The sequence below is a fragment of the Tsukamurella pseudospumae genome (assembly GCF_001575205.1).
Taxonomy (GTDB): Bacteria; Actinomycetota; Actinomycetes; order Mycobacteriales; family Mycobacteriaceae; genus Tsukamurella; species Tsukamurella pseudospumae.
Genome location: NZ_LSRE01000006.1, coordinates 27,977 through 48,553 on the forward strand (window position 1 = coordinate 27,977; position 20,577 = coordinate 48,553).

21 protein-coding genes are annotated in these 20,577 nt (G+C 72.0%); 17 read left to right on the plus strand and 4 right to left on the minus strand.

Annotation, left to right across the window (positions count from 1 at the left end; all coding sequences use genetic code 11):
• Positions 1–46: 46 nt before the first annotated feature.
• Positions 47–754, minus strand: coding sequence for an HNH endonuclease family protein (locus tag AXK61_RS04760; RefSeq protein WP_068572872.1), 708 nt, complete (start codon positions 752–754; stop codon positions 47–49).
• Positions 755–834: 80 nt separating this feature from the next.
• Here AXK61_RS04760 and AXK61_RS04765 point away from each other — a divergent pair, with 80 nt between their 5' ends.
• The 13 genes from AXK61_RS04765 (at position 835) to holA (ending at position 12,401) form a co-directional block, all read left to right on the plus strand.
• Positions 835–2,121, plus strand: coding sequence for a glutamate-5-semialdehyde dehydrogenase (locus AXK61_RS04765; RefSeq protein ID WP_068744104.1), 1,287 nt, complete (start codon positions 835–837; stop codon positions 2,119–2,121).
• Between the two features lie 46 nt (positions 2,122–2,167).
• Positions 2,168–2,617 carry an SRPBCC family protein gene (locus AXK61_RS04770; RefSeq protein WP_068744106.1) on the plus strand — a complete coding sequence of 150 codons (450 nt, stop codon included), beginning with the start codon at positions 2,168–2,170 and terminating at the stop codon, positions 2,615–2,617.
• Between the two features lie 32 nt (positions 2,618–2,649).
• The gene (locus tag AXK61_RS04775) at positions 2,650–3,102 is read left to right on the plus strand and encodes an SRPBCC family protein (RefSeq protein WP_068744107.1); all 453 of its coding nucleotides are present in this window, start codon (positions 2,650–2,652) and stop codon (positions 3,100–3,102) included.
• The gene (locus AXK61_RS04780) at positions 3,099–4,001 is read left to right on the plus strand and encodes an AAA family ATPase (RefSeq protein WP_414929988.1); all 903 of its coding nucleotides are present in this window, start codon (positions 3,099–3,101) and stop codon (positions 3,999–4,001) included. Before AXK61_RS04775 ends, AXK61_RS04780 begins: the two co-directional genes overlap by 4 nt.
• The gene (locus AXK61_RS04785) at positions 4,002–5,489 is read left to right on the plus strand and encodes a vWA domain-containing protein (RefSeq protein ID WP_068744109.1); all 1,488 of its coding nucleotides are present in this window, start codon (positions 4,002–4,004) and stop codon (positions 5,487–5,489) included.
• A gap of 40 nt (positions 5,490–5,529) precedes the next feature.
• The gene (gene nadD, locus AXK61_RS04790; RefSeq protein ID WP_068572393.1) at positions 5,530–6,201 is read left to right on the plus strand and encodes a nicotinate-nucleotide adenylyltransferase; all 672 of its coding nucleotides are present in this window, start codon (positions 5,530–5,532) and stop codon (positions 6,199–6,201) included.
• The gene (gene rsfS, locus AXK61_RS04795) at positions 6,198–6,614 is read left to right on the plus strand and encodes a ribosome silencing factor (protein ID WP_068572395.1); all 417 of its coding nucleotides are present in this window, start codon (positions 6,198–6,200) and stop codon (positions 6,612–6,614) included. Before nadD ends, rsfS begins: the two co-directional genes overlap by 4 nt.
• The gene (locus AXK61_RS04800; RefSeq protein WP_068572398.1) at positions 6,614–7,321 is read left to right on the plus strand and encodes a histidine phosphatase family protein; all 708 of its coding nucleotides are present in this window, start codon (positions 6,614–6,616) and stop codon (positions 7,319–7,321) included. The genes rsfS and AXK61_RS04800 overlap by 1 nt, the downstream gene beginning before the upstream one ends.
• On the plus strand, positions 7,318–8,043 hold the full coding sequence (octT, locus tag AXK61_RS04805) for a diglucosylglycerate octanoyltransferase (protein ID WP_068572400.1): 726 nt from the start codon (positions 7,318–7,320) through the stop codon (positions 8,041–8,043). Before AXK61_RS04800 ends, octT begins: the two co-directional genes overlap by 4 nt.
• Positions 8,043–8,894, plus strand: coding sequence for a DegV family protein (locus AXK61_RS04810; RefSeq protein WP_068572403.1), 852 nt, complete (start codon positions 8,043–8,045; stop codon positions 8,892–8,894). Before octT ends, AXK61_RS04810 begins: the two co-directional genes overlap by 1 nt.
• Positions 8,895–9,020: 126 nt before the next feature.
• On the plus strand, positions 9,021–9,926 hold the full coding sequence (locus AXK61_RS04815) for a ComEA family DNA-binding protein (protein ID WP_068572405.1): 906 nt from the start codon (positions 9,021–9,023) through the stop codon (positions 9,924–9,926).
• Positions 9,927–9,940: 14 nt separating this feature from the next.
• Positions 9,941–11,512, plus strand: coding sequence for a ComEC/Rec2 family competence protein (locus AXK61_RS04820; RefSeq protein WP_068572406.1), 1,572 nt, complete (start codon positions 9,941–9,943; stop codon positions 11,510–11,512).
• Complete coding sequence (holA, locus tag AXK61_RS04825) at positions 11,412–12,401, plus strand: DNA polymerase III subunit delta (RefSeq protein ID WP_231855434.1); 990 nt, start codon at positions 11,412–11,414, stop codon at positions 12,399–12,401. Before AXK61_RS04820 ends, holA begins: the two co-directional genes overlap by 101 nt.
• A 163-nt stretch (positions 12,402–12,564) precedes the next feature.
• On the opposite strand, the gene rpsT is transcribed toward holA, so the two are convergent.
• Positions 12,565–12,825: a 30S ribosomal protein S20 gene (rpsT, locus tag AXK61_RS04830; RefSeq protein ID WP_068572410.1), complete on the minus strand. Its 261-nt coding sequence runs from the start codon at positions 12,823–12,825 to the stop codon at positions 12,565–12,567.
• A 265-nt stretch (positions 12,826–13,090) separates the two neighbouring features.
• Here rpsT and AXK61_RS04835 point away from each other — a divergent pair, with 265 nt between their 5' ends.
• The 4 genes from AXK61_RS04835 to AXK61_RS04850 are packed head-to-tail and all read left to right on the plus strand — an operon-like array spanning position 13,091 to position 19,037.
• Positions 13,091–14,695, plus strand: coding sequence for a circularly permuted type 2 ATP-grasp protein (locus AXK61_RS04835; RefSeq protein ID WP_068744128.1), 1,605 nt, complete (start codon positions 13,091–13,093; stop codon positions 14,693–14,695).
• Positions 14,682–15,665 carry an alpha-E domain-containing protein gene (locus AXK61_RS04840; RefSeq protein WP_068744110.1) on the plus strand — a complete coding sequence of 328 codons (984 nt, stop codon included), beginning with the start codon at positions 14,682–14,684 and terminating at the stop codon, positions 15,663–15,665. The genes AXK61_RS04835 and AXK61_RS04840 overlap by 14 nt, the downstream gene beginning before the upstream one ends.
• The gene (locus tag AXK61_RS04845) at positions 15,662–16,504 is read left to right on the plus strand and encodes a transglutaminase family protein (RefSeq protein ID WP_068744111.1); all 843 of its coding nucleotides are present in this window, start codon (positions 15,662–15,664) and stop codon (positions 16,502–16,504) included. The genes AXK61_RS04840 and AXK61_RS04845 overlap by 4 nt, the downstream gene beginning before the upstream one ends.
• A gap of 13 nt (positions 16,505–16,517) precedes the next feature.
• The gene (locus AXK61_RS04850) at positions 16,518–19,037 is read left to right on the plus strand and encodes an excinuclease ABC subunit UvrA (protein ID WP_068572416.1); all 2,520 of its coding nucleotides are present in this window, start codon (positions 16,518–16,520) and stop codon (positions 19,035–19,037) included.
• Here AXK61_RS04850 and AXK61_RS04855 read toward each other — a convergent pair.
• Positions 19,024–19,422: a PPOX class F420-dependent oxidoreductase gene (locus AXK61_RS04855; protein ID WP_068572417.1), complete on the minus strand. Its 399-nt coding sequence runs from the start codon at positions 19,420–19,422 to the stop codon at positions 19,024–19,026. The two genes, AXK61_RS04850 and AXK61_RS04855, sit on opposite strands and share 14 nt — an antisense overlap.
• A complete protein-coding gene (locus AXK61_RS04860) occupies positions 19,419–20,555 on the minus strand; it encodes a saccharopine dehydrogenase family protein (RefSeq protein ID WP_068744113.1) in 1,137 nt (378 codons plus the stop codon). The genes AXK61_RS04855 and AXK61_RS04860 overlap by 4 nt, the downstream gene beginning before the upstream one ends.
• Positions 20,556–20,577: the final 22 nt, after the last annotated feature.

The window sequence follows — 20,577 nt, forward strand, 5'->3', positions numbered from 1 at the left end:
CACACTCTGTCAGCCGCGGCCGAAAAAAACAAGCAGCAATGCTTGTTTACGTTCCGCAGGTCGCGACGGCCTGCTCGACGACCGCAGCCGACGCACGGTCGACCGACAGGCCGTACTCCCGGGCGACGGAGGAGAACTGGCGCGCGTACTGGCAGTGGAAGCGTTCGTTCGCCGGCATCCAACGGCCCGGGGGAGAGTCGCGCTTGTTCTCGTTCGCCGGGCCGTCGACGGCGACCAGGTTGCGGGGGTCGTTCGCGAACGCGGTGCGTTTCGCGTCGTCCCACGACCAGGCGCCCATGTCCCACGCGTAGGCCAGCGCCACGATGTGATCGATCTGCACCTTGGCCGAGGTCTTCGCGCCGCGCTCGAAGCGCATGGTCGTGCCGCTGTACGGATCGACCAGCGTGCCGGTGGCCACGGCGTTCGGGCAGGCCGACGTGCGCACGAAGGTCTTGTCGGTGAGGTCGCGGTCGAGCACGTCGTTGCGGGTGTCGCACCCGTTGTGTCCCAGCTGGGCGGACTGGTCGTCGGTCCACGCCTCGCCGAATGCCGCCCGACGGTACGCCTGCGGTGCCCGCTCCCGTGCGGCGACGATCCGGACCCCCGCCAGCGGCGCACCGTCGGACACCTGCGCCGATGGCGCCGCCGGGCCGGGTGCGGGCTCCGCCGCGGACCGGTCCCGGTACACCCCGACCGCGACGAACAGGGCTGTCGCCGTGACGAGGACGAGCCCGATCCAGGACTGCCTGGACAGGCGGCGGGTCGTTCTCCGGCGGGACACGAGCGCAACCTAGCACCGCGCACCGACAATCCGGCCCCACGTATTCTCGACCCATGAGCACGCCCACCGCCAACGATGCCGCCACCGACGCCGATCTGCAGGCCGCGACCGCTGCGGTGGAGGAGGTGGCGCGCGCCGCGCGCGCGGCGTCGAAGCAGCTGATCACGCTGACCACCGAGCAGAAGAACGCCGCGCTGCACGCCGCGGCCGACGCCCTGCTGGCGAACAAGGACCGGATCCTCGCGGCGAACGCCGAGGACGTGGCGCGGGCCCGCGCGGCCGGCACCGAGGAGTCGCTGATCGACCGGCTCGCCCTCAACGCCGCCCGCGTCGACGGCATCGCCTCCGGCCTGCGGCAGGTCGCCGGCCTGCCGGACCCGATCGGGAACGTGCTGCGTGGATCGACGCTGCCCAACGGCCTCGAACTGCGGCAGGTCGCCGTGCCTCTCGGCGTGGTCGGCATCGTCTACGAGGCGCGGCCGAACGTCACCGTCGACGCCTTCGGGCTCACGCTCAAGTCCGGGAACGCGGTGCTGCTGCGCGGCTCCAGCTCGGCGGCCTCGTCGAACGCGGCCCTCGTCGAGGTCCTGCGCGAGTCGCTGGCATCGTCGGGCATCACGCCGGACGCCGTCGCTCTGCTCTCGGCCGACTCCCGCGCCAGCGTCACCGCGCTGATCCGCGCCCGCGGTCTCGTCGACGTGGTGATCCCGCGCGGTGGCGCCGGGCTGATCGCGGCGGTCGTGCACGACGCGACGGTGCCCACCATCGAGACTGGCACGGGCAACTGCCACGTCTACGTGCACGCCTCCGCCGATCTCGACATGGCCGAGCGGATCGTGCTCAACGCCAAGACCCGCCGGCCCAGCGTCTGCAACACCGCCGAGACCGTGCTCGTGGACGCGGCGCTGAAGGACTCGTTCCTGCCCCGCCTGCTCGGCACCTTCCAGGCGGAGGGTGTGATCGTGCACGGCGACGAGGCCGGGATGATCCCCGCGACCGAGACCGACTGGGCGGACGAGTACCTCAGCCTCGACATCGCGGTGAAGGTCGTGGACGGCCTGGACGAGGCCGTCGAGCACATCGACCGCTACGGCACCGGGCACACCGAGGCCATCGTCACGGACGACCTCGCCGCCGCCCGCGCGTTCACCACGCGCGTCGACGCCGCGGCGGTCATGGTCAACGCCTCGACGGCGTTCACCGACGGCGAGCAGTTCGGCTTCGGCGCCGAGATCGGCATCTCCACCCAGAAGCTGCACGCCCGCGGCCCGATGGGCCTTCCCGAGCTCACCTCCACCAAGTGGATCGCCTGGGGCGACGGGCACGTGCGGCCCCGGTAACGGAAGACCCGCCTGACGGCGGCGGCCGCGAGGGTAGGTTGTCGCCATGGCAATCAACGAATCCCTCGAATTCGACATCGATGCACCGCTCACGCTGGTGCTCGACACCCTGGCGGACGTCGACGCGTTGCCGGACTGGTCCTCCGCGCACAGCAACGTCAAGGTCGTCGAGCGCGACGCGAACGGCCGCCCGAGCGTGGTGGACGCCTCCGTCGGCCTGCTGATGTTCAGTGACAACCTGACCTTCGACTACGTCTTCACCGACGTCAGCTGCAAGTGGGACACCCGCAACGAGGGCACCGCCGTGCGCAGCCAGGGCGGGATCTACGAGCTCTCGCCGAAGGGCGACGACGCGACCCACGTCAGGGTCACCATGTACCTCGATCCCAAGGTCAAGGCGCCCGGCTTCGTGGTCAAGAAGGGCATCAAGCTGGCCATGGACATCATCAAGAACGGCCTGACCAAGGAGGTCATGAAGCGCAAGGCGGCTGCCTGACCGTTCGACCGGGCGACGGCTACATTGTTGCAATGGCAATCAATGAACAGGTCGAGTTCGAGATCGACGCGCCGGCGGCGCTCGCCTATGCGACGCTGCTGGACGTCGAGTCCCTGCCCGAGTGGTCGTCGTCGCACAAGAGCGTGACGATCGTCGAGCGGGCGGCGGACGGCACGCCGAGCGTCGTCGAGGTCGAGGCCGGCATGGTGGGCATCAGCGACCGCATGCGCTTCCGCTACACCTTCACGCCGGACACGAAGGTCGCGTGGCAGTCCGAGGCCGAGGGGATGGCGGTCCGCTCCCAGGGCGGGTACTACCAGCTCACGCCCATCGGCGAGGACAGGGTGCACGTCCTCTGCGACATGAACATCGACCTCAAGATCAAGCTGCCCGGCTTCGTCGTGCGCAAGGGTGTGAAGATGAGTGCAGAGATCGCGTCGAAGGGCTTCGAGAAGGAGGTCCTCAAACGGAAGGCTGCACGCTGAGCACCAACACCACGATCACGGCCCCGACGGCGCTGTTCACCAGCGTCGACGACGTTGCCGCGGCACTCCGCGAGACCGGCTACATCCCGTCCGTCGCCACCGCGACGGCGGTCTTCCTCGCCGACAAGCTCGGCAAGCCGCTCCTCGTGGAGGGCCCGGCGGGCGTCGGCAAGACCGAGCTGGCCCGCGCCTGTGCCCAGGCCCGGGAGGCGCGGTTCGTGCGCCTGCAGTGCTACGAGGGCATCGACGAGGCGCGGGCCCTCTACGAGTGGAACCACGCCAAGCAGATCCTGCGCATCCAGTCGGGCGGCGCCGGCGGCGACTGGGACGACACCAAGCAGGACGTCTTCTCCGAGGAGTTCCTCCTCCCGCGCCCCCTCCTGCAGGCCGTGCGGGAGAGCGGACCGTCGGTCCTCCTCATCGACGAGGCCGACAAGGCCGACCTCGAGTTCGAGGGGCTGCTGCTGGAGGTCCTCTCCGACTACGCGGTGACGGTGCCCGAGCTCGGCACCATCACGGCGGTGCGCAAGCCGCTGGTCTTCCTCACCTCGAACGCCACCCGCGAGCTGTCGGAGGCGCTCAAGCGGCGCTGCCTCTACCTGCACATCGACTTCCCGGACGCCGAGCTCGAACTGTCGATCATCCGCAGTCGCGTCCCGGACCTCTCGGTCGAGGTCGCGCAGCAGCTGCTCCGCGTGATCTCGACCCTGCGCGGGCTGGACCTGAAGAAGAAGCCGTCGGTCTCCGAGACGCTCGACTGGTGCCGCACCCTGCTGGCCCTCGGCGTCACCGGCACCGCGAACGGCTCGATCGACAAGGCGGCGCTCCGCTCGACGCTCGGCGTGGTGCTCAAGCACCAGGTGGACATCGAGACCGCCGCCGCGGCACTGGGCCTGTAGATGACCACCGCGCAGGCCGGCACCCCGCTCGACAAGCATCTGCACGCCTTCGTGCGGACGCTGCGCGAGCGCGGGATGTCCATCGGTCCGGGCGAGGCCATCACGGCCGCCGAGGTGCTGACGGTGCTCGACCTCACGGACCGCGGCCAGCTCCGCGAGGGCCTCGCCGCTGTCCTGCTGCGCGAGCAGATGCACCGCAAGACCTTCGACGTCATCTTCGACCTGTACTTCCCGGTGCGCGGCGGCTTCGGCGCCGCATCCGACGGTGCCCAGGGCGCGTCCGGCACGGGCGGCGAGGGCTGCTCCGGCGTGCCGGGTGAACCGGATCCGCTGAAGATGCCCGCCGCCGACACCCCGCCCGACCCCGACGCCGTGCGCGAGGCGCTGCGCCAGGAGGCGATCGCGGCGCTCGTCGCGGGCGGCGACCACGACGGCATCGCCAGCCAGATCGTCGAGCAGCTCGGTGAGTACAACTCCGCCACCGGCACGGCCTTCTCCTCGTACCAGGCGCTCAAGGCCCTCAACCCGCAGACGCTCATCGCCGCCATCGCGAACGGCCTGCTCGCCGCCGCCGGCGAGGACGGTGCCGCGCCCGGCAGCTTCGAGTACGAGTCCGCCCGGCGCGTGGCGCGGTCGCGGGTCGCGGGCCTGACGGAGCGGGTGCAGGAGCTCACGTCGGTCGCGATGGCCGCCCGACGGGGCCCCGAGGCCGTCGCGCAGTACGCCGCGCCGCAGCTGCCGGAGAACGTGGCCTTCTTCGCCGCGACCCGCACCGAGCTGCATCGCATGGAGCAGACCGTCAGACCGCTCGCCCGGCAGCTGTCCACGCGGCTGCTGGTGCGTCGGCGCCGGGCCCGCCGCGGTCCCATCGACCTGCGACGCACGCTGCGCAAGTCGATGTCGACGGGCGGCGTGCCGATCGATCTGGCGCACCGTCGACCCCGCCCGACCAAGCCCGAGCTCGTGCTCCTGTGCGACCTGTCCGGCTCCGTCGCGGGCTTCTCCAACTTCACGCTGCTGCTCACGCACGCGCTGCGCGCCGAGTTCTCCAAGATCCGGGTGTTCGGGTTCGTCGACTCGGTGGACGAGATCACGGACTACATCGACCCGTCGCGCACGCTGACGGTCGACACGGTCGTCGACATGTTCGACCGCGTGATCCGCGAGACCAAGGTCGCGCGGTTCGGCGGCTCGGACTACGGCAACGTGCTGCGCACCTTCGTTCGTGACTTCCCGGACGCGGTGACCCACCGTGGGACGCTGCTGATCCTCGGCGACGCCCGCTCCAACCACACCGATCCCGCGCTCGCGGAACTCGACGAGCTCGTCGAGAAGGCGCGGCACGCCTTCTGGCTCAACCCCGAGCGGAAGGCCGCGTGGGGCACGGGCGACTCGGTCGCGGACAGGTACGGGAGTCTGATCGACATGTACGAGTGCCGCACTGCGGGGCAGCTGGCCGAGGTCGTCGGGCGCCTGCTGCCCGTGTGAGTACGCGGTCACGAGCGGCCGCCGCATAGGATGGTCCGTTATGCGTGAGTCCAGCACCGCCGCACAACGCCGCGGCAGCGACAACGGACGCCGGCGCGTCGGCGTCATGGGCGGGACGTTCGACCCGATCCACCACGGCCACCTCGTGGCCGCCAGCGAGGTGGCCGACCGGTTCGATCTCGACGAGGTCGTGTTCGTGCCCACCGGCCGCCCGTGGCAGAAGAACGAGGTCACACCCGCCGAGGACCGCTACCTGATGACGGTCATCGCGACCGCGTCGAACCCGCGGTTCTCCGTGAGCCGCGTGGACATCGACCGCGGCGGCGACACCTACACCGTGGACACGCTGCGCGATCTGCAGGGCCAGAACCCGGACGCCGACCTGTACTTCATCACCGGCGCCGACGCCCTCGCCTCCATCCTCAGCTGGCAGGACTGGGAGGAGCTGTTCGGCCTCGCGACCTTCATCGGCGTCTCCCGTCCCGGCTACCAGCTGGCCGCGGATCACCTGTCGGACGTGCCGAAGGATAGATTGTTCCTCGTGGAGGTGCCCGCGCTGGCCATCTCGTCGACCGAGTGCCGCGCGCGGGCCGACGCCGGGCGCCCCGTCTGGTACCTCGTGCCCGACGGTGTGGTCCAGTACATCGCCAAGCGCGCCCTCTACCAGAGCCGCCCGGCGCAGGAGAAGACCGTGAACCCAGGAGGATCATGACCGCATCCGATCAGGCCCGCACCCTCGCCGCCATCGCGGCCCGTGCGGCCGACGACAAGCTCGCGAGCGACATCGTCGTCCTCGACGTCTCGGAGCAGCTCGTGCTGACCGAGGCCTTCGTCATCGCGTCCGCGAGCAACGAGCGTCAGGTGAGCGCGATCGTCGAGGAGATCGAGGATCAGCTGCGTGAGGCCGGCGTGAAGCCCGCCCGCCGCGAGGGCGCCCGCGAGGGCCGCTGGGCGCTGCTCGACTTCCTCGACATCGTGGTGCACGTCTTCCACCAGGAGGAGCGCGAGTACTACGCGCTCGAGAAGCTGTGGAAGGACTGCCCGCACATCGAGGTCGAGGGCCTCGGGCAGCACGCCGACGAGTCCCCGGCCCAGAGCGGCACCGGGGCCGACGGGGACGCCTGATGCACGTCGAGGACGGGCTCGACTCGTCCGTCGAGCGCCTCACCCCGACGGTGCGCCGCCTGATCCTGCTCCGCCACGGCCAGACCGCGTCCAACGCGGAGGGCCGCATGCAGGGGCAGCTGGACACCGACCTGACCGAGCTCGGGCGCCGGCAGGCGCGCGCGGCCGCCGCGGCCCTCGCTGACCGGGATCCCATCGCGATCATCAGCTCGGACCTGCGCCGCGCCCGCGACACCGCGGACGCCGTGGCGGCCGCGACGGGCGGCACCGTCGAATCCGATGTCCGGCTGCGGGAGACCATGCTGGGGGACTGGCAGGGCATGACCCACGTCGAGGTGGACGCCTACATGCCCGGAGCGCGCCGACGGTGGCGCGACGCCCCCGAGTGGGCGCCGCCCGGCGGCGAGGCCCGGGTGGACGTGGCGGCGCGGTCGTACCCGCTGGTGACCGAGCTGATGGAGCGGCTGCCGGAGTGGGGCACCAGCGAGCGGCCCGTGATGCTGGTCGCGCACGGCGGGCTGATCGCGGCGCTGACCGCCCGGTTGCTGGACCTGCCCGTCGACCACTGGCCGGTCCTCGGCGGCCTCGGCAACTGCAGCTGGGTGCAGCTCTCCGCGCACGGCGACGCGACGCGGTGGCGGCTCGACGTGTGGAACACCTCGTCGGACGTCGACACCGCGCCCCAGTCGGTGCCCGAGGTCCAGTGACCGATTCACCGACCGGCGCGCTCCTGGTGCTCAGCGACTCGCTGGGCTTCTACGGTCCCGAGGGCGCCCTGCCGACCTCCGACCCGCGGATCTGGCCCAATCTGGTCGCCGCGGAGCTGGGGCTGCGCTGCGAGCTGTTCGCGCGCGTCGGCTGGACCACGCGCGACGGCTGGTGGTGCGTGGCCCAGGATCCGCGCGTCTGGGCGACGGTGCCGACCGTCGAGGCCGCGGTCCTGGCGCTCGGCGGCATGGACTCCCTGCCCTCGCCGCTCCCGACGGCCGTGCGTGAGCAGATCCGCTACCTGCGGCCCGCGTCGCTGCGCGCCCGCGCGCGCGAGGGCTACGCGACGATCCAGAAGGTGTTCGCGCCGGTCGGCTGGCCGATGGCCCTGCCGCCCAAGGTCACCGTCGACTACCTGGACAAGACCTATCAGTCCCTGCACGCCCTGCGGCCCGACGCTCCGATGGCGGTGCTCGCGCCGCCCACGCACCGCGCGCTCGCGTACTCCTTCGCGCACCCGGGGTGGTCGCGCACGGAGGGCGCCATGCGGGCGTGGGCCGACGGTGCCGGGGTGCCGATGGTTCCCCTGCGTGACCTGTGCGAGTGGTCGTTCGACCTGGGGATCAATAACCTGGACGGGATCCACTGGTCGTTCGAGATGCACGAGCGGGTGGCGCAGCGCGTGCTGCGTTCGCTGCGCGGTGCGCAAGGGGGTGCGTAATGAGTGTCGTCGTGGTGACCGACGCGTCGGCCGCGATCTTCCCCGACCGCGCCGACGAGCTGGGGATCCGGATCCTGCCGCTGCACGTGCTGTCCGGCGAGAGCGAGTACCTCGACCGCGGCACCGGCTACCAGGCCGAGCGGTTCGTCAAGGAGGGCGTGACCACCTCCGGGCCGTCGGTGGGCGAGGTCCGCGAGGTGCTCGACGCGGCCGTCGCCGAGGCCGGCGGCGACGGCGTCGTGGTGATCACCATGAGCTCGCACCTGAGCTCCACGTACTCGACCTCGGTGGCGCAGGCCGCGCTGATGGACGATGTCATCGTCATCGACTCCCGCAGCATCGACATGGCGATGGGTTTCGGGGTGCTGGAGGCCGCGCGGCTGGCCCGCGCCGGGGCGTCCGCCGACGAGGTCGCCGAGGCCGCGCGGCAGGTGCTCGACGGAGCCGAGGGCTTCTTCTGCGTCGCGACCCTCGATCACCTGCGGGCCGGGGGCCGGGTGAGTGCACTCGCGAAGCTGCTGGGTGGGGCGTTGCAGATCGTTCCCGTGCTGCGGCTGCAGGACGGCCGGATCGTCTCCGAGCGCAAGACCCGCACCGTCTCCCGCGCCCGCGACCAGCTGGCCGCGTTGGCCTCCCAGCACCTCGGGAACCGGCCGGCGCGGGTCGCGGTGCACCACGTCGAGGCGCCGGAGGCCGCGGAGCACGTGGCCGAGCTCGTCCGCGGCGAGTTCCCGCAGCTCGTGGAGCTGGTGATCGGTCGATTCGGCGGCACCATCGCGGCGCACCTGGGGCCCGGCGCGGTGGGCGTCGCGGTGGCTCCGGCGCTGGTCGACGAGGCGGATCCCGCCTAGCACACCGGGCCGACCGTTCCGGCTCGCCGGGGCGGGTTATCCACAGGTTCGGGGTTATCCACAGGCGTCTCTGATTCGGGGCTCGGCCGGGCTTTCCGACGGTGGCCCGGGCCTACGGTTCGTCGCATGAACGGCGAACGAGAGGCGGCGCCCGAAGCCGGCGCGGCCGACGAGCAGATCTTCGCGCGACCGGCGTGGTTGGAGGAGTTCGGGAGCGGCGCTGAGCGGGCGCCCGCCGAACGCTCCGACTCGGCCGCACCGGGTCGGGGTGTTCGGCTGGAGGACGACGACTTCTGGGACCAGGAGCCGACGGGGTGGCGTGCCACGGTCGATCGGGTGCGGACCACGCCGCGCGCGGCGATCGCGCTGATCGTCGTCGGGGTGATCGCCGCTGTCGTGGCTGCGGTTGCGGTGTTCGGAACGTCCGACGGAAGCGGCTCAGGTCCCTATCCGGTGGTGAACTTCGCCGGGGCATCGTCGAGTCCCTCCGCAGGCGGAGCGGATGCCACTGCGTCCGTGGCGGTTCGCCCCTCCGGCGCCGCACCGTCGGAGTTGGTGGTCGCGGTCGTCGGGCTGGTCCGAGCCCCGGGGCTGCACCGGTTGCGGCCGGGCGCGCGCGTGGCGGACGCCCTCACCGCGGCCCGGGGTGCCCTCGGTGGTGCCGACACCGCGAGCCTGAACCTGGCGCAGCCGTTGCGCGACGGCGATCAGGTGGTCGTCGGCGTCGTGGACCCGAAGTCCGGTGTGAAGCTCCGCAGTTCGGTGGTGTCGGGCGCTGGGCCCGGTGCGCAGGGTGCGGCGCCGGCGGGGGCTGGATCGGGCGCGCCGGCCGGGGTGACCGGCACCGTGAACATCAATACGGCAGGTGCCGCCGAGCTCGACAAGCTACCCGGTGTGGGAGCCGCGACGGCCTCGGCGATCATCGCGTACCGGGACAAGAACGGGCCCTTCCGTTCTGTCGACGACCTGGCGAAGGTGAGTGGGATCGGGACCGCGAAGCTCGCGAAGATCAAGCCGATGGCCACGGTGTGAGCGATGCGCGAGCAGTGGACCTGCGGCTTCTCCCGGCGGCGATCGTCTGCTGGGTCGCGGCGATCATCGCGCTGGTGTCGGCGGTGGCCGCGTGGTGGGTCGCGGGCGTCCTGGTGGCGGCCGCCGGGCTGGCGGCGCTCGTGCGCGGGCGCGCCGGTCGGCCCGCGGTACGGTCCCTCGCCCTCGTGGTCGTCGCGGCGGCGGGCCTCGGCGCCGGGGTGGCCGCGTCGGTAGCCTTCCGGGTGCACGACCGGGAGCGGGCGTCGATCGTGGATTTCGACGGCGCGGGCTCCGTGCAGGTCGTGCTGGAGGTCGACGAGTGGCCGCGGCAGCGATCGGGCGATCCCGGCGGGCATCTCGACGCGTCGCGCGTGCTGGTGCCGGGCACCGTCGAGGCGGTGCGGACCTCCCATGACACGCGCGCCGCGCGGGGCGGGATCCTGCTGCTGGGAGCGGGATTCGACCTCGGCGCCCTGGTGCCGGGGGAGCGGATCGCGATCCGGGCTACGGTGCTGCGCAGTACCCGGCCGGGTCTCGTCGCGGCCGTGCTGGTCGGGTCGGGGCAGCCGACGGTGCTCGGCCGGGCCCCGCCCTACTTCCGCGCGGCCGCGGCGGTGCGGCGGGCGCTGTCGGCGGTCGCGGCGGAGGCGTTGCCGACGGATGCCGCGGGCCTGCTGCCGGCGTTGGTCCTCGGCGACGAGTCGGCGACCCTGCCGACGGTGCGCGGCGACTTCCAGGACTCCGGGCTCACCCACCTGACGGCCGTCAGCGGCGCCAACTTCGCGATTCTTGCGCTGTGCGTCCTGGGTGCGTGCGCCGCAGCCGGCCTTCCGTTGCCAGCGCGTGCCGCGCTGACCGCTGCCGCCATGGTCGCCTTCGTGGGACTGGTGGGCCCGACGGGGTCGGTGGTGCGGGCCGCGGTGATGGGGCTGGTCGGCGTCGCGGCACTGGCGCTGCGGCGCGGGCGGCAGCCGCTGGTCGCGCTGTTCGCCGCGGTCGTGGTGCTCATGCTGATCCGGCCGGTGCTGGCCCGCGACATCGGCTTCGCCCTGTCGGTGGCCGCGACCGCCGGTCTCGTGCTGTGGTCGCCGGTACTGCGCGATCGGCTGGTGGCGGCGCGCGTGCCGGACACGCTCGCGAGCCTGCTCGCGGTGACGGTCGTGGCCCAGGTGGTGACGCTGCCCTTGCTCATCGCGTTCTCAGGTCGGGTACCGCTCGGCGGGCTGGTCGCGAACCTGCTGGCCGGCCCCGCGATCCCGATCGTCACGGTGGTGGGCACGCTGGCCGCGGTGGCGGCCCCGGTGGTCCCACCGATCGCCGAGGTAGCGGTACGGGCGACGGGTCCCGAGCTGTGGTGGGTGATCACCGTGGCGCGGTGGTGCGCCCGGATCGGGGTGATCGAGGTGCCCGGCGGCGCCACCGCGGGTGTTCTGCTCGTCGCGGCGTGCGTGATCGTCGGTGGGGTCTGGAAGTATGGGAGCCGTGGTGGACAGCGCGCGCGTACACGTGGTGGTGGGGACCGAGGGCCTCCTGGTGGAGCGGGCGGTCGCCGCGATCGTCGACGCGGCGCGCGCGAGTGCGGGTGACGGCGGCATGGGGCTGCCGGGCGGCGCCGGTGACGCGGTCCCGGTCACGCGCATCCGGGCGGGCGATGTCGACCAGTCCGAGCTGGTGGAGCTGCTGAGCCCGTCGCTGTTCGCGGAGGAGCGCATCGTCGTCCTCGAGTCCGCGGCCGAGGCGGGCAAGGCCCCCGTCGATCTCATCGTGGAGGCGGCGCAGAACCCGCCGGACGGGATCACCCTGGTCATCGAGCACAGCGGCGGCGGCCGCGCGAAGTCGATGGTGGCGGCCCTGAAGAAGGCCGGAGCCGAGATCGTCGAGGTTCCCACGATCACCTCCGCCCGCGATCGCGCTGACTTCGCCAAGTCGGAGTTCCGCGCCCGCAAGGTCCGAGTGTCGGACGAACTGGTCGACCTGCTCGTGGATTCCGTGGGCAAGGACCTGCGCGAGCTCGCGGCGGCCATCGCTCAACTGGTGGCGGACACGGGCGGCCGGGTCGACCTCGCGGCCGTACACCGCTACTACGCGGGGCGCGCAGAGGTCACCGGCTTCGAGATCGCCGACAAGGCGGTCGCCGGACAGGTCGCGGCCGCGCTCGAGGCGTTGCGCTGGGCCCAGCACCGCGGAACCCCGCACGTGCTCATCGCCGACGCGCTGGCCGACGCGGTGCACTCGGTGGCGCGGATCCGCGGGCTCGGCCGCACTCCGGACCAGTACCGCGACGCGGGGGAGCTGGGGATGGCGCCGTGGAAGGTGAAGAAGATGACGCAGGTCGCCCGGCGCTGGCGTGCGGAGAACGTGGCGAGCGCGCTGCAGGCCGTCGCGGCGGCGAACGCCGACGTCAAGGGCCAGGCCGCCGATCCGGACTACGCGCTGGAGATCGCCGTCCGCAAGGTCGCAACGCTCGCGAGCTGAGCGGCCGCACGGCGCGGGGGAATCGCACGGCGCGGGGATCGAACCGTCGAACCGGCTCCGGCTCCGGTTCCTGATCCGGATACGCGAAAACCGCGCCGTACCGTTCCGGCCCGCGTGGTGCCGGTGGTGGTGCGGCGCGGTGATACGCGCGTCTAGCGGAAGATCAGAGCTTGTTGAGAGCCAGCGACAGGGCCGACTTCTTGTTGGCGGCCTGGTTGGCGTGGATGACGCCGGCGCTGGCGGCCTTGTCGAGCTGACGGCTGGTGCTGACGAGGAGCTCACCGGCCTTGGCCTTGTCCCCGGCCTCGACGGCCTCGCGGAAGTGGCGGATGGCGGTACGCAGCGACGACTTCGCCGACTGGTTGCGCAGGCGGTTGCGCTCGTTGGTCTTGATCCGCTTGATCTGGGACTTGATGTTGGCCACGCGTTCAAACTCTCTTGTCTCGAAAGGGCAGCCGGTGATGACTGCCGACGTACCAGGTTACCAGCGGCCCGGATACAACCCAAATCGCGGCACCGGCCTGCGGAACGGCGTCCGACGCCCAGCTTGCCACGCCGTGAACGAGACCGCTGCCGAAACGGCTCGGGTGCGGCACGATGGCCGAGTGACCCCGCAGAAACAGGCCAAGGCCGGCACCTCGGGACGCACGTCGGCGTCCGCGACCCGGAAGCCTGCCGCCGTCCCACGACTGTCCGATGACGCGCCGCTGTTCGCGGGCTACGACGAGGCACCGTCGTTCCAGCGGGCGTTCGACGAGATGTTCGCCGACGACGGCACCGTCCGGACGCCCTACAAACGGATCTTCGGCGCTCTCGCGTCGGCGGACGAGTCGGACCTGGCGGCCCGCGTGGACGCGCTCGGTGCGGCGTTCATCGACCAGGGCATCACCTTCTCCCTCGAGGGTCGCGAGCGGCCCTTCCCGCTGGACCTCGTGCCGCGCGTGATCGCCGCCGCCGAGTGGAACCGGTTGGAGAAGGGGATCAAGCAGCGGGTGCAGGCGCTGGAGATGTTCCTCGACGACATCTACTCCGAGCAGGAGATCCTGCGCGACGGTGTCGTCCCCAAACGGCTGGTCACCTCGTGTGCGCACTTCCACCGGCAGGCCGCCGGCATCCGCCCGCCCAACGGCGTGCGCATCCACGTCGCCGGCATCGATCTGATCCGCGATGCCGAAGGAACCTTCCGCGTGCTCGAGGACAACCTGCGGTCCCCGTCGGGCGTGAGCTACGTGATGGAGAACCGCCGGACGATGGCGCAGGTCTTCCCGGACCTGTTCCAGCGCCACCGCGTGCGCGCCGTCGCGGACTACAGCTCGCACCTGCTGCGCGCCCTCCGGCGGAGCGCCGCGTCGAACGAGGCCGACCCGACCGTGGTGGTCCTCACGCCCGGCATGGCGAACTCCGCGTACTTCGAGCACTCCCTGCTCGCCCGGCAGATGGGCGTCGAGCTGGTCGAGGGCCGCGACCTGTTCTGTCGCGACAACGTGGTCTACATGCGCACGACGAGCGGCGAGCAGCAGGTGGACGTGATCTACCGCCGCATCGACGACGAGTTCCTCGACCCGATGCAGTTCCTCCCCAACTCGGTGCTGGGTGTGGCCGGCCTGCTCAACGCGGCGCGCGCCGGCAACGTGGTGATCAGTTCCGCCGTGGGCAACGGCGTGGCCGATGACAAGCTGACCTACACCTACGTGCCCGACATCATCGACTACTACCTCGGCGAGAAGCCGATGCTGCTGAACGTGGACACGCTGCGCTGCTGGCTCGACGAGGAGCGCGAGGAGGTGCTGGACCGCATCGACGAGCTGGTGATCAAGCCCGTCGAGGGCTCGGGCGGTTACGGCATCGTCTTCGGGCCGGACGCGAGCGAGAAGGAGCTCGCGACGATCCGCCGCAAGGTCATGAGCGACCCTCGCGGCTGGATCGCGCAGCCGGTGGTGCAGCTCTCGACGGTGCCGACGAAGATCGGCGAGCAGGCCCGCCCACGGCACGTGGATCTGCGGCCGTTCGCCGTCAACGACGGTGACGACGTGTGGGTGCTGCCCGGCGGCCTGACGCGCGTCGCTCTTCCGGAGGGCTCCCTCGTGGTGAACTCGAGCCAGGGCGGAGGATCGAAGGACACCTGGGTGCTCGCAGCCAGGTCGTCGGCCGCGGAGGCGGAACTCGAAGGCGTGGAAGTGGTTCCGAGCCGCGACCTCGCCGAGCAGCAGCAGGTGGAGCTCGGCCCCGAGCTCAGCTCGCAGGACCAACAACAGCAGCAGGCTCGAGAGGAGGTCCGTGATGCTCGCCCGTAACGCGGAGGCGCTGTACTGGATCGGCCGGTACGCCGAACGCGCCGATGACACCGCCCGCATGCTCGACGTGACCGTGCACCAGTTCCTCGAGGACGCCACGGTCGACGAGGACCGGGTCTCCCGCCAGCTCGTCCGCGTCCTCGGCATCCCCGAGCCGCCGGCCGACCAGCCGCTCGACCTGCGCTCCGTCACCGAGGTCGTCGCCTACAACCGCGACCCGGGCAGCGGTTCGATCGCCGCCACGGTCGCCTCCGCCCGCGAGAACGCCCGCGGCGCACGGGAGGTCACCAGCTCCGAGATGTGGGAGTGCCTCAACGCCACCTACAACGGTCTCGCCGAGCGGGAGCGCGCCGCCCGCCGCCTCGGCCCGCACGAGTTCCTCAACTACATCAAGAACCGCGCCGCGATGTTCGCCGGTCTCACCGACTCGACGCTCTCGCGCGACGAGGGCTACCGGTTCATGTTGCTGGGCCGCTCGATCGAGCGCATGGACATGGCCGTGCGGCTGCTGCTCTCCCGTGCCGGCGATCGCGCGAACGCGCCCACCTGGGTCACGGTGCTCCGCGCGACGGGCGCGCACGACACCTACCTGCGCACCCACCGCGGGGTGCTCGACGCCACGCGGGTGGTCGAGTTCATCCTGGTGGACAGGCTCTTCCCGCGGTCCGTGATTCACGCGCTCACCACCGCGGAGGACTGCCTGAACGCCATCGAGGGCGGCCGCGAGGGTCGCCTCGGCACCCGCACCGAGGCGCAGCGCCTGCTGGGCCGCGCCCGGGGCGAGCTCGAGTTCCTCGCCCCCGGAGAGCTTCTCGACGACCTGCAGCGCAGGCTCCTCGCGCTGCAGGAGTTGGGGCAGGCCGCTGGCGAGGCGGTCACCGCTCGCTACTTTCACGTGACGCCCTATGTCGCCTGGACCGACGCCCGCGCCCGCGGCGACATCGACACCATCCTGGAGGGGGAGCTGTGAGCTGGCGTCTTCGAGTCGTGCACTCCACCGGTTTCGGCTACAACGCACCGGTCACCTCGTCGTACAACGAGGCCCGCCTGACCCCGCGAAGTGACCAGCGGCAGAACGTGATCCTCAACCGAGTCGAGACGGTGCCCGCCACCCGCGCGTACCGCTACACGGACTACTGGGGCACGGCGGTGACCGCGTTCGACCTGCACGCCCCGCACACCGCGCTCGAGGTCACGGGCGCCTCCGTCGTCGAGACCGAGGCCGCCGACGATACGGGCGAGGTGGTCGGTTGGGATGAGCTCGCGACCGATCACGTCCGGGACCGGTTCGACGAGCTGCTCAGCTACACCGACTACGTGCCCAAGCAGCGCAAACTCGCGGCGCAGGCGAAGAAGCTGGTCAAGGATCTCGAGCCCGACGAGGCCGTGCTCGCGGTGTGCCGCTGGGTGCACGAGGAGCTGGATTACGTGCCCGGTACCACCGGCGTGCACTCGTCGGCGACCGACGCCTGGGAGGAGCGCAAGGGCGTCTGCCAGGACTACGCGCACCTCACTCTGCTGCTGCTGCGCAGCGTCGGCATCCCGGGCCGGTACGTCTCCGGCTACCTGCACCCGCAGCGCAACGCGGAGGTCGGTTCGACGGTGGCGGGGGAGTCCCACGCGTGGATCGAGGCGTGGACCGGGCAGTGGCGCGGCTACGACCCGACGAACGACGTCCCGATCGGCGAGCGGCACGTCTCCGTCGGCGTCGGCCGCGATTACGCGGACGTCCCGCCCCTGCGCGGCGTGATCGCGGGCGGCGGCGCGTCGGATCTCGATGTGGTCGTGGAGATCACGCGTCTCGCATGAGCGGCCGGCGCGCATGACCGACGACACGCCGCTGTGGATCGCCGTCCGCGGGGCGCGGGTGCACAACCTCCGCTCCCTGGACGTCGACGTGCCGCTGCGCCGGCTCGTGGCGATCGCGGGCGTGTCCGGCAGCGGTAAGTCCTCGCTGGCGATGGGCGTGCTCTACGCGGAGGGCTCGCGCCGGTACCTGGAGGCGCTCTCCACGTACACCCGTCGCCGGATGGCGCAGGCGCCGCGGGCCGCCGTCGATTCGGTGGAGCACGTCCCCGCCGCGCTCGCCCTGCGGCAGCGGCCCGGCGTCCCCGGCGTGCGCAGCACCTTCGGGACCAGCACCGAGCTGCTGAACGTGTTGCGGCTCATGTTCTCCCGGCTCGCCGCGCATCGCTGCCCGAACGGCCACTACGTCGATCCGACCATCGACGTCGCGATCGGACTCGACCTCACCTGCCCCGTCTGCGGGGCCGTCTTCACCCCGCCCGGCGCGGAGTCACTGGCCTTCAACTCCGACGGTGCCTGCCCCACCTGCTCGGGGACGGGAACCGTCCGCGAGATCGACGGTGCCGCACTGGTACCGGATCCCACGAGGACCATCGCCGACGGTGCCGTCGCGCCCTGGTCGATGATGGGTCTGACTGTGATGCCGCAGGTGGTCGCGGAGATGGGGGTCCGCACCGATGTGCCCTTCGGTGAGCTGACCGACGACGAGAAGCAGGTGGTGCTGCACGGTCCCGCGGAGAAGCGCCACATCACGGTGCCCTCGAAGAACGGCAAGCTGTTCGAGCTGAACTTCACGTACCGGAACGCGACGACCGCGGTGCAGGAGGCGCTGGACAAGGCGGCCACCGAATCCGGGCTCGGTCGCATCGAGCGCTTCCTCTACTCGGGTCCGTGTCCCGACTGCCGCGGTACCCGCCTGAGCCCCGCCGCGCGAGCGCCGCGCATCGGCGACCTCGGCCTCGCGGACGTCACCGCGATGACCCTCGACGAGGTGGTCGCGTGGGCGCCGGGCACCGTCGAACCGCTCCCGGCCGACATGCGCGAGATGGCCGGAATCCTCGTCGACACCCTGGAATCCATCGCGCGCCGCCTGTTGGAACTGGGCCTCGGGTACCTCGGCCTGGACCGTGCCGCGGCCACCCTCTCCACCGGTGAGCGGCAGCGGGTGCAGCTCGCGCGGGCGGTCCGCAACCGCACCACCGGGGTGCTGTACGTGCTGGACGAGCCGTCGGTCGGCCTGCACCCGGCCAACGTCGAGGGCCTGCTCGGCGTGGTGCGGGACCTGTTGCGGGACGGCAACTCCGTGGTCGTCGTCGATCACGATCTGGACGTCGTACGCGAGGCGGAGCACCTCGTCGAGATCGGCCCCGGTTCCGGCGCGGAGGGCGGCCGCCTGATCGCGCAGGGCACCGTCGCCGAGATCGAGCGCGACCCGGACTCCGTGCTGGGCGACTATCTCGCGGGCCGCGTGCCGGTTCGCACGCGGCCCCGTATCGCCGACGACGAGGTCTTCGCGCGGGGCCGGGTCCACCTCGAGACGGCCCCGATCCACACCGTGCACGCTCTGTCGGTCGACCTGCCCGTCGGTCGGATCACCACGGTGACGGGCGTTTCCGGCTCGGGCAAGTCGACGCTGGTACTCGAGGCGTTGGTGCCTGCGCTGGCCGCCGCGGCGGAGGGCGAACCCCTTCGTGCTCCGGTGACCGCCCTGGACGCGCCGGGCCTCGGCCGGGTGAACCTGGTGGACGCCACGCCGATCGGCGTCAACGTGCGCTCGACGGTCGCGACTTACAGCGGCGTCCTCGACGACCTGCGGCGCGAGTACGCCAAGACCGCCGCGGCCAAGGACCTGAGCCTGAAAGCCGGTGCCTTCTCCTACAACACGGGATCGCTGCGCTGTCCGCGGTGCGAGGGCACGGGGCAGGTCTCGCTCGACGTGCAGTTCCTCCCCGACGTCGACATCGAATGCCCGGTCTGCCTGGGCCGACGGTACGCCCCCGAGGCCTGGGCGGTGCGCTGGCCGGAAGGGCAGTCCGACGGTGCCGCCCTCGCCCTGCCGGACCTTTTGGCGCTCAGCGTCCGCGAGGCCGCCGACGCCGTTCCCGTGCCGCGGATCGCGAAGAAGCTGCGCACTCTCGACGATCTGGGACTCGGCTACCTGACGCTGGGCGAGGCGACGCCGGCGCTGTCCGGCGGCGAGGCGCAGCGGCTCAAGCTGGCGGGGGAGCTGGGGCGCGATCAGTCCGACGCCGTCTTCGTGCTCGACGAGCCCTCGGTGGGGCTGCACCCCAAGGACGTCCGCGTGTTGCTCGACGTCCTGCAGCGGCTCGTCGACCGCGGCGCGACGGTCATCGTCGTCGAGCACGACCTGGACATGATCGCCAACGCCGACCACGTCATCGACCTGGGCCCGGGTGGCGGGGCCGCGGGCGGCACCGTCGTGGCCCAGGGGACGCCCGAACAGGTCGCGGCCGCCCCCGACAGCGTGACGGGCCGGTTCCTGCGCACGCACCTGGAGCAGCTCAGTCGAGCGTGATGACGAGGACTGACTCGTCGGCCCGGCGCCGCGTGAGCGCCGTCTTGAGCGTGCTCCCGAGCCCGATGACGACGGCCTGTAGGCCGTACTTCGCGCGCAGCGCGCGGCGGACCGCGGCGATCTCCGGGCCGTCGGCCACGATCGTCGCCCGGCCCGTCACCGTCGGGGCCCCGGGCTCGATGCGGCCCCGCACATCGCACGGGGTGAGCTCCACGCGCGCGTCGTTCCGCAGGCGTTTGACCTTGCCCGCGTCAGGTGCGGTGGACACGCCGATCCGGCCGTCACCGAGCGGGACCGTCCAGACCGGGGTCGCGACGCGCTCCCCGGACCTGCGGAAGGTCGCGAGCGAGACGTAGCGGGCGTGACCCGGCTCGAACCCGGTCATGACGCGGCTCCGGCCGCTCCGGAGACCCGGGCGAGCCCGACCTCCGCGCACGCCGTCGGGAAGGCGTCGGCGCCCAGGCCGTCGATCGGCCCGACGACGCCGGCCGTACGGCCCAGTCCCCGGGCCAGACGGTCCGCCGCCATCGCCATCAGCTCGGCCGTCACGGTGTAGGGCGACGGGCCGTCGACCTCGACCTCCGCGAGCACCTCGCCCGAGGCCGACCGCGCGACGGCGACGGCGAGGCCGCGCGTCCGGGCGCGCTCGGCCTCGTCGGGACCGCCTGCGGGGCCGACGAACCGGGGCAGGACCGCGTCGAGCGCGCGCCGGCCGAGCGGGTTGCGGGAGAGCGTCGTCGCGACGAGCGACATCGCCTGCATGGCGCGGGCCAGCTCGGGGAACCAGCCGTTGAAGACGCGCACGCCCTGCAGCTGCGGGTAGGTGCGGGGCAGCTGAAGCACCTCCGTGCCGGTGGCGAGGATGCCCGCGCGCTCGCGTCCGCGCACGGGGAAGCGCACGACCTCCTGCGCCGCGCGCAGATCGGTGAGTGCGCCGCGGCGGAACACCGCCACCGGCAGGCTCATGCCGTCGATCACGGTCTTGCGCGTGCCCTGGCTCAGGCCGTTCCGCAGCGATCCGGTGGCGAAATAGCCGATGTCCACGGACCGCGCGCGCTCGCCGGCCTCCTCCAGTGCGAGCGACCCCGCGAGGACGCCGGGCACGTAGTCGTAGCCGAAGGCGGGCAACATGACCGAGCCCGTTTCGCGGGCCTGCGCGTCGTGTCGCCGGTGCAGCTCGCGGACGAAACCGACCTCGCCGGTCGAGTCCACGTAGTGCGCGCCGGCGCGGGCCGCGGCCTCGGCGGCGACCCACCCGACGCGCTCGAACGGGCCGACGCCGGTGACGAGCACGTCGCCCGCGGCGACGAGTGCCCGCACGCTGTCGGGGTCGGAGACGTCCGCTACCTGATACTCCAGGCCGCCGTGCCGTGCGGCGAGTTCGGTCAGCTTGCCCTCGGATCGGGCGGAGAGGACGGGCCGCAGCCCGCGCGCGACGAGCGCGTCGACGGCGAGGCCGCCCGCGTAGCCGGTGGCCCCGAAGACGACGATCCGGCCCGGGGTCTCGGGTGCTGTCATGGTGGTGCTCCTCGGTGGGGAC

Bases quoted from the DNA above. Each gene is read 5' to 3' on its own strand.
- AXK61_RS04850 (WP_068572416.1), top strand. From the start codon at position 16,518: ATGACCGACGACACGCCGCTGTGGATCGCCGTCCGCGGGGCGCGGGTG.
- AXK61_RS04860 (WP_068744113.1), bottom strand. From the start codon at position 20,555: ATGACAGCACCCGAGACCCCGGGCCGGATCGTCGTCTTCGGGGCCACC.
- AXK61_RS04810 (WP_068572403.1), top strand. From the start codon at position 8,043: ATGAGTGTCGTCGTGGTGACCGACGCGTCGGCCGCGATCTTCCCCGAC.
- AXK61_RS04840 (WP_068744110.1), top strand. From the start codon at position 14,682: ATGCTCGCCCGTAACGCGGAGGCGCTGTACTGGATCGGCCGGTACGCC.
- AXK61_RS04785 (WP_068744109.1), top strand. From the start codon at position 4,002: ATGACCACCGCGCAGGCCGGCACCCCGCTCGACAAGCATCTGCACGCC.
- AXK61_RS04815 (WP_068572405.1), top strand. From the start codon at position 9,021: ATGAACGGCGAACGAGAGGCGGCGCCCGAAGCCGGCGCGGCCGACGAG.
- AXK61_RS04855 (WP_068572417.1), bottom strand. From the start codon at position 19,422: ATGACCGGGTTCGAGCCGGGTCACGCCCGCTACGTCTCGCTCGCGACC.
- AXK61_RS04775 (WP_068744107.1), top strand. From the start codon at position 2,650: ATGGCAATCAATGAACAGGTCGAGTTCGAGATCGACGCGCCGGCGGCG.
- AXK61_RS04770 (WP_068744106.1), top strand. From the start codon at position 2,168: ATGGCAATCAACGAATCCCTCGAATTCGACATCGATGCACCGCTCACG.
- AXK61_RS04800 (WP_068572398.1), top strand. From the start codon at position 6,614: ATGCACGTCGAGGACGGGCTCGACTCGTCCGTCGAGCGCCTCACCCCG.
- rsfS (WP_068572395.1), top strand. From the start codon at position 6,198: ATGACCGCATCCGATCAGGCCCGCACCCTCGCCGCCATCGCGGCCCGT.
- AXK61_RS04765 (WP_068744104.1), top strand. From the start codon at position 835: ATGAGCACGCCCACCGCCAACGATGCCGCCACCGACGCCGATCTGCAG.
- nadD (WP_068572393.1), top strand. From the start codon at position 5,530: ATGCGTGAGTCCAGCACCGCCGCACAACGCCGCGGCAGCGACAACGGA.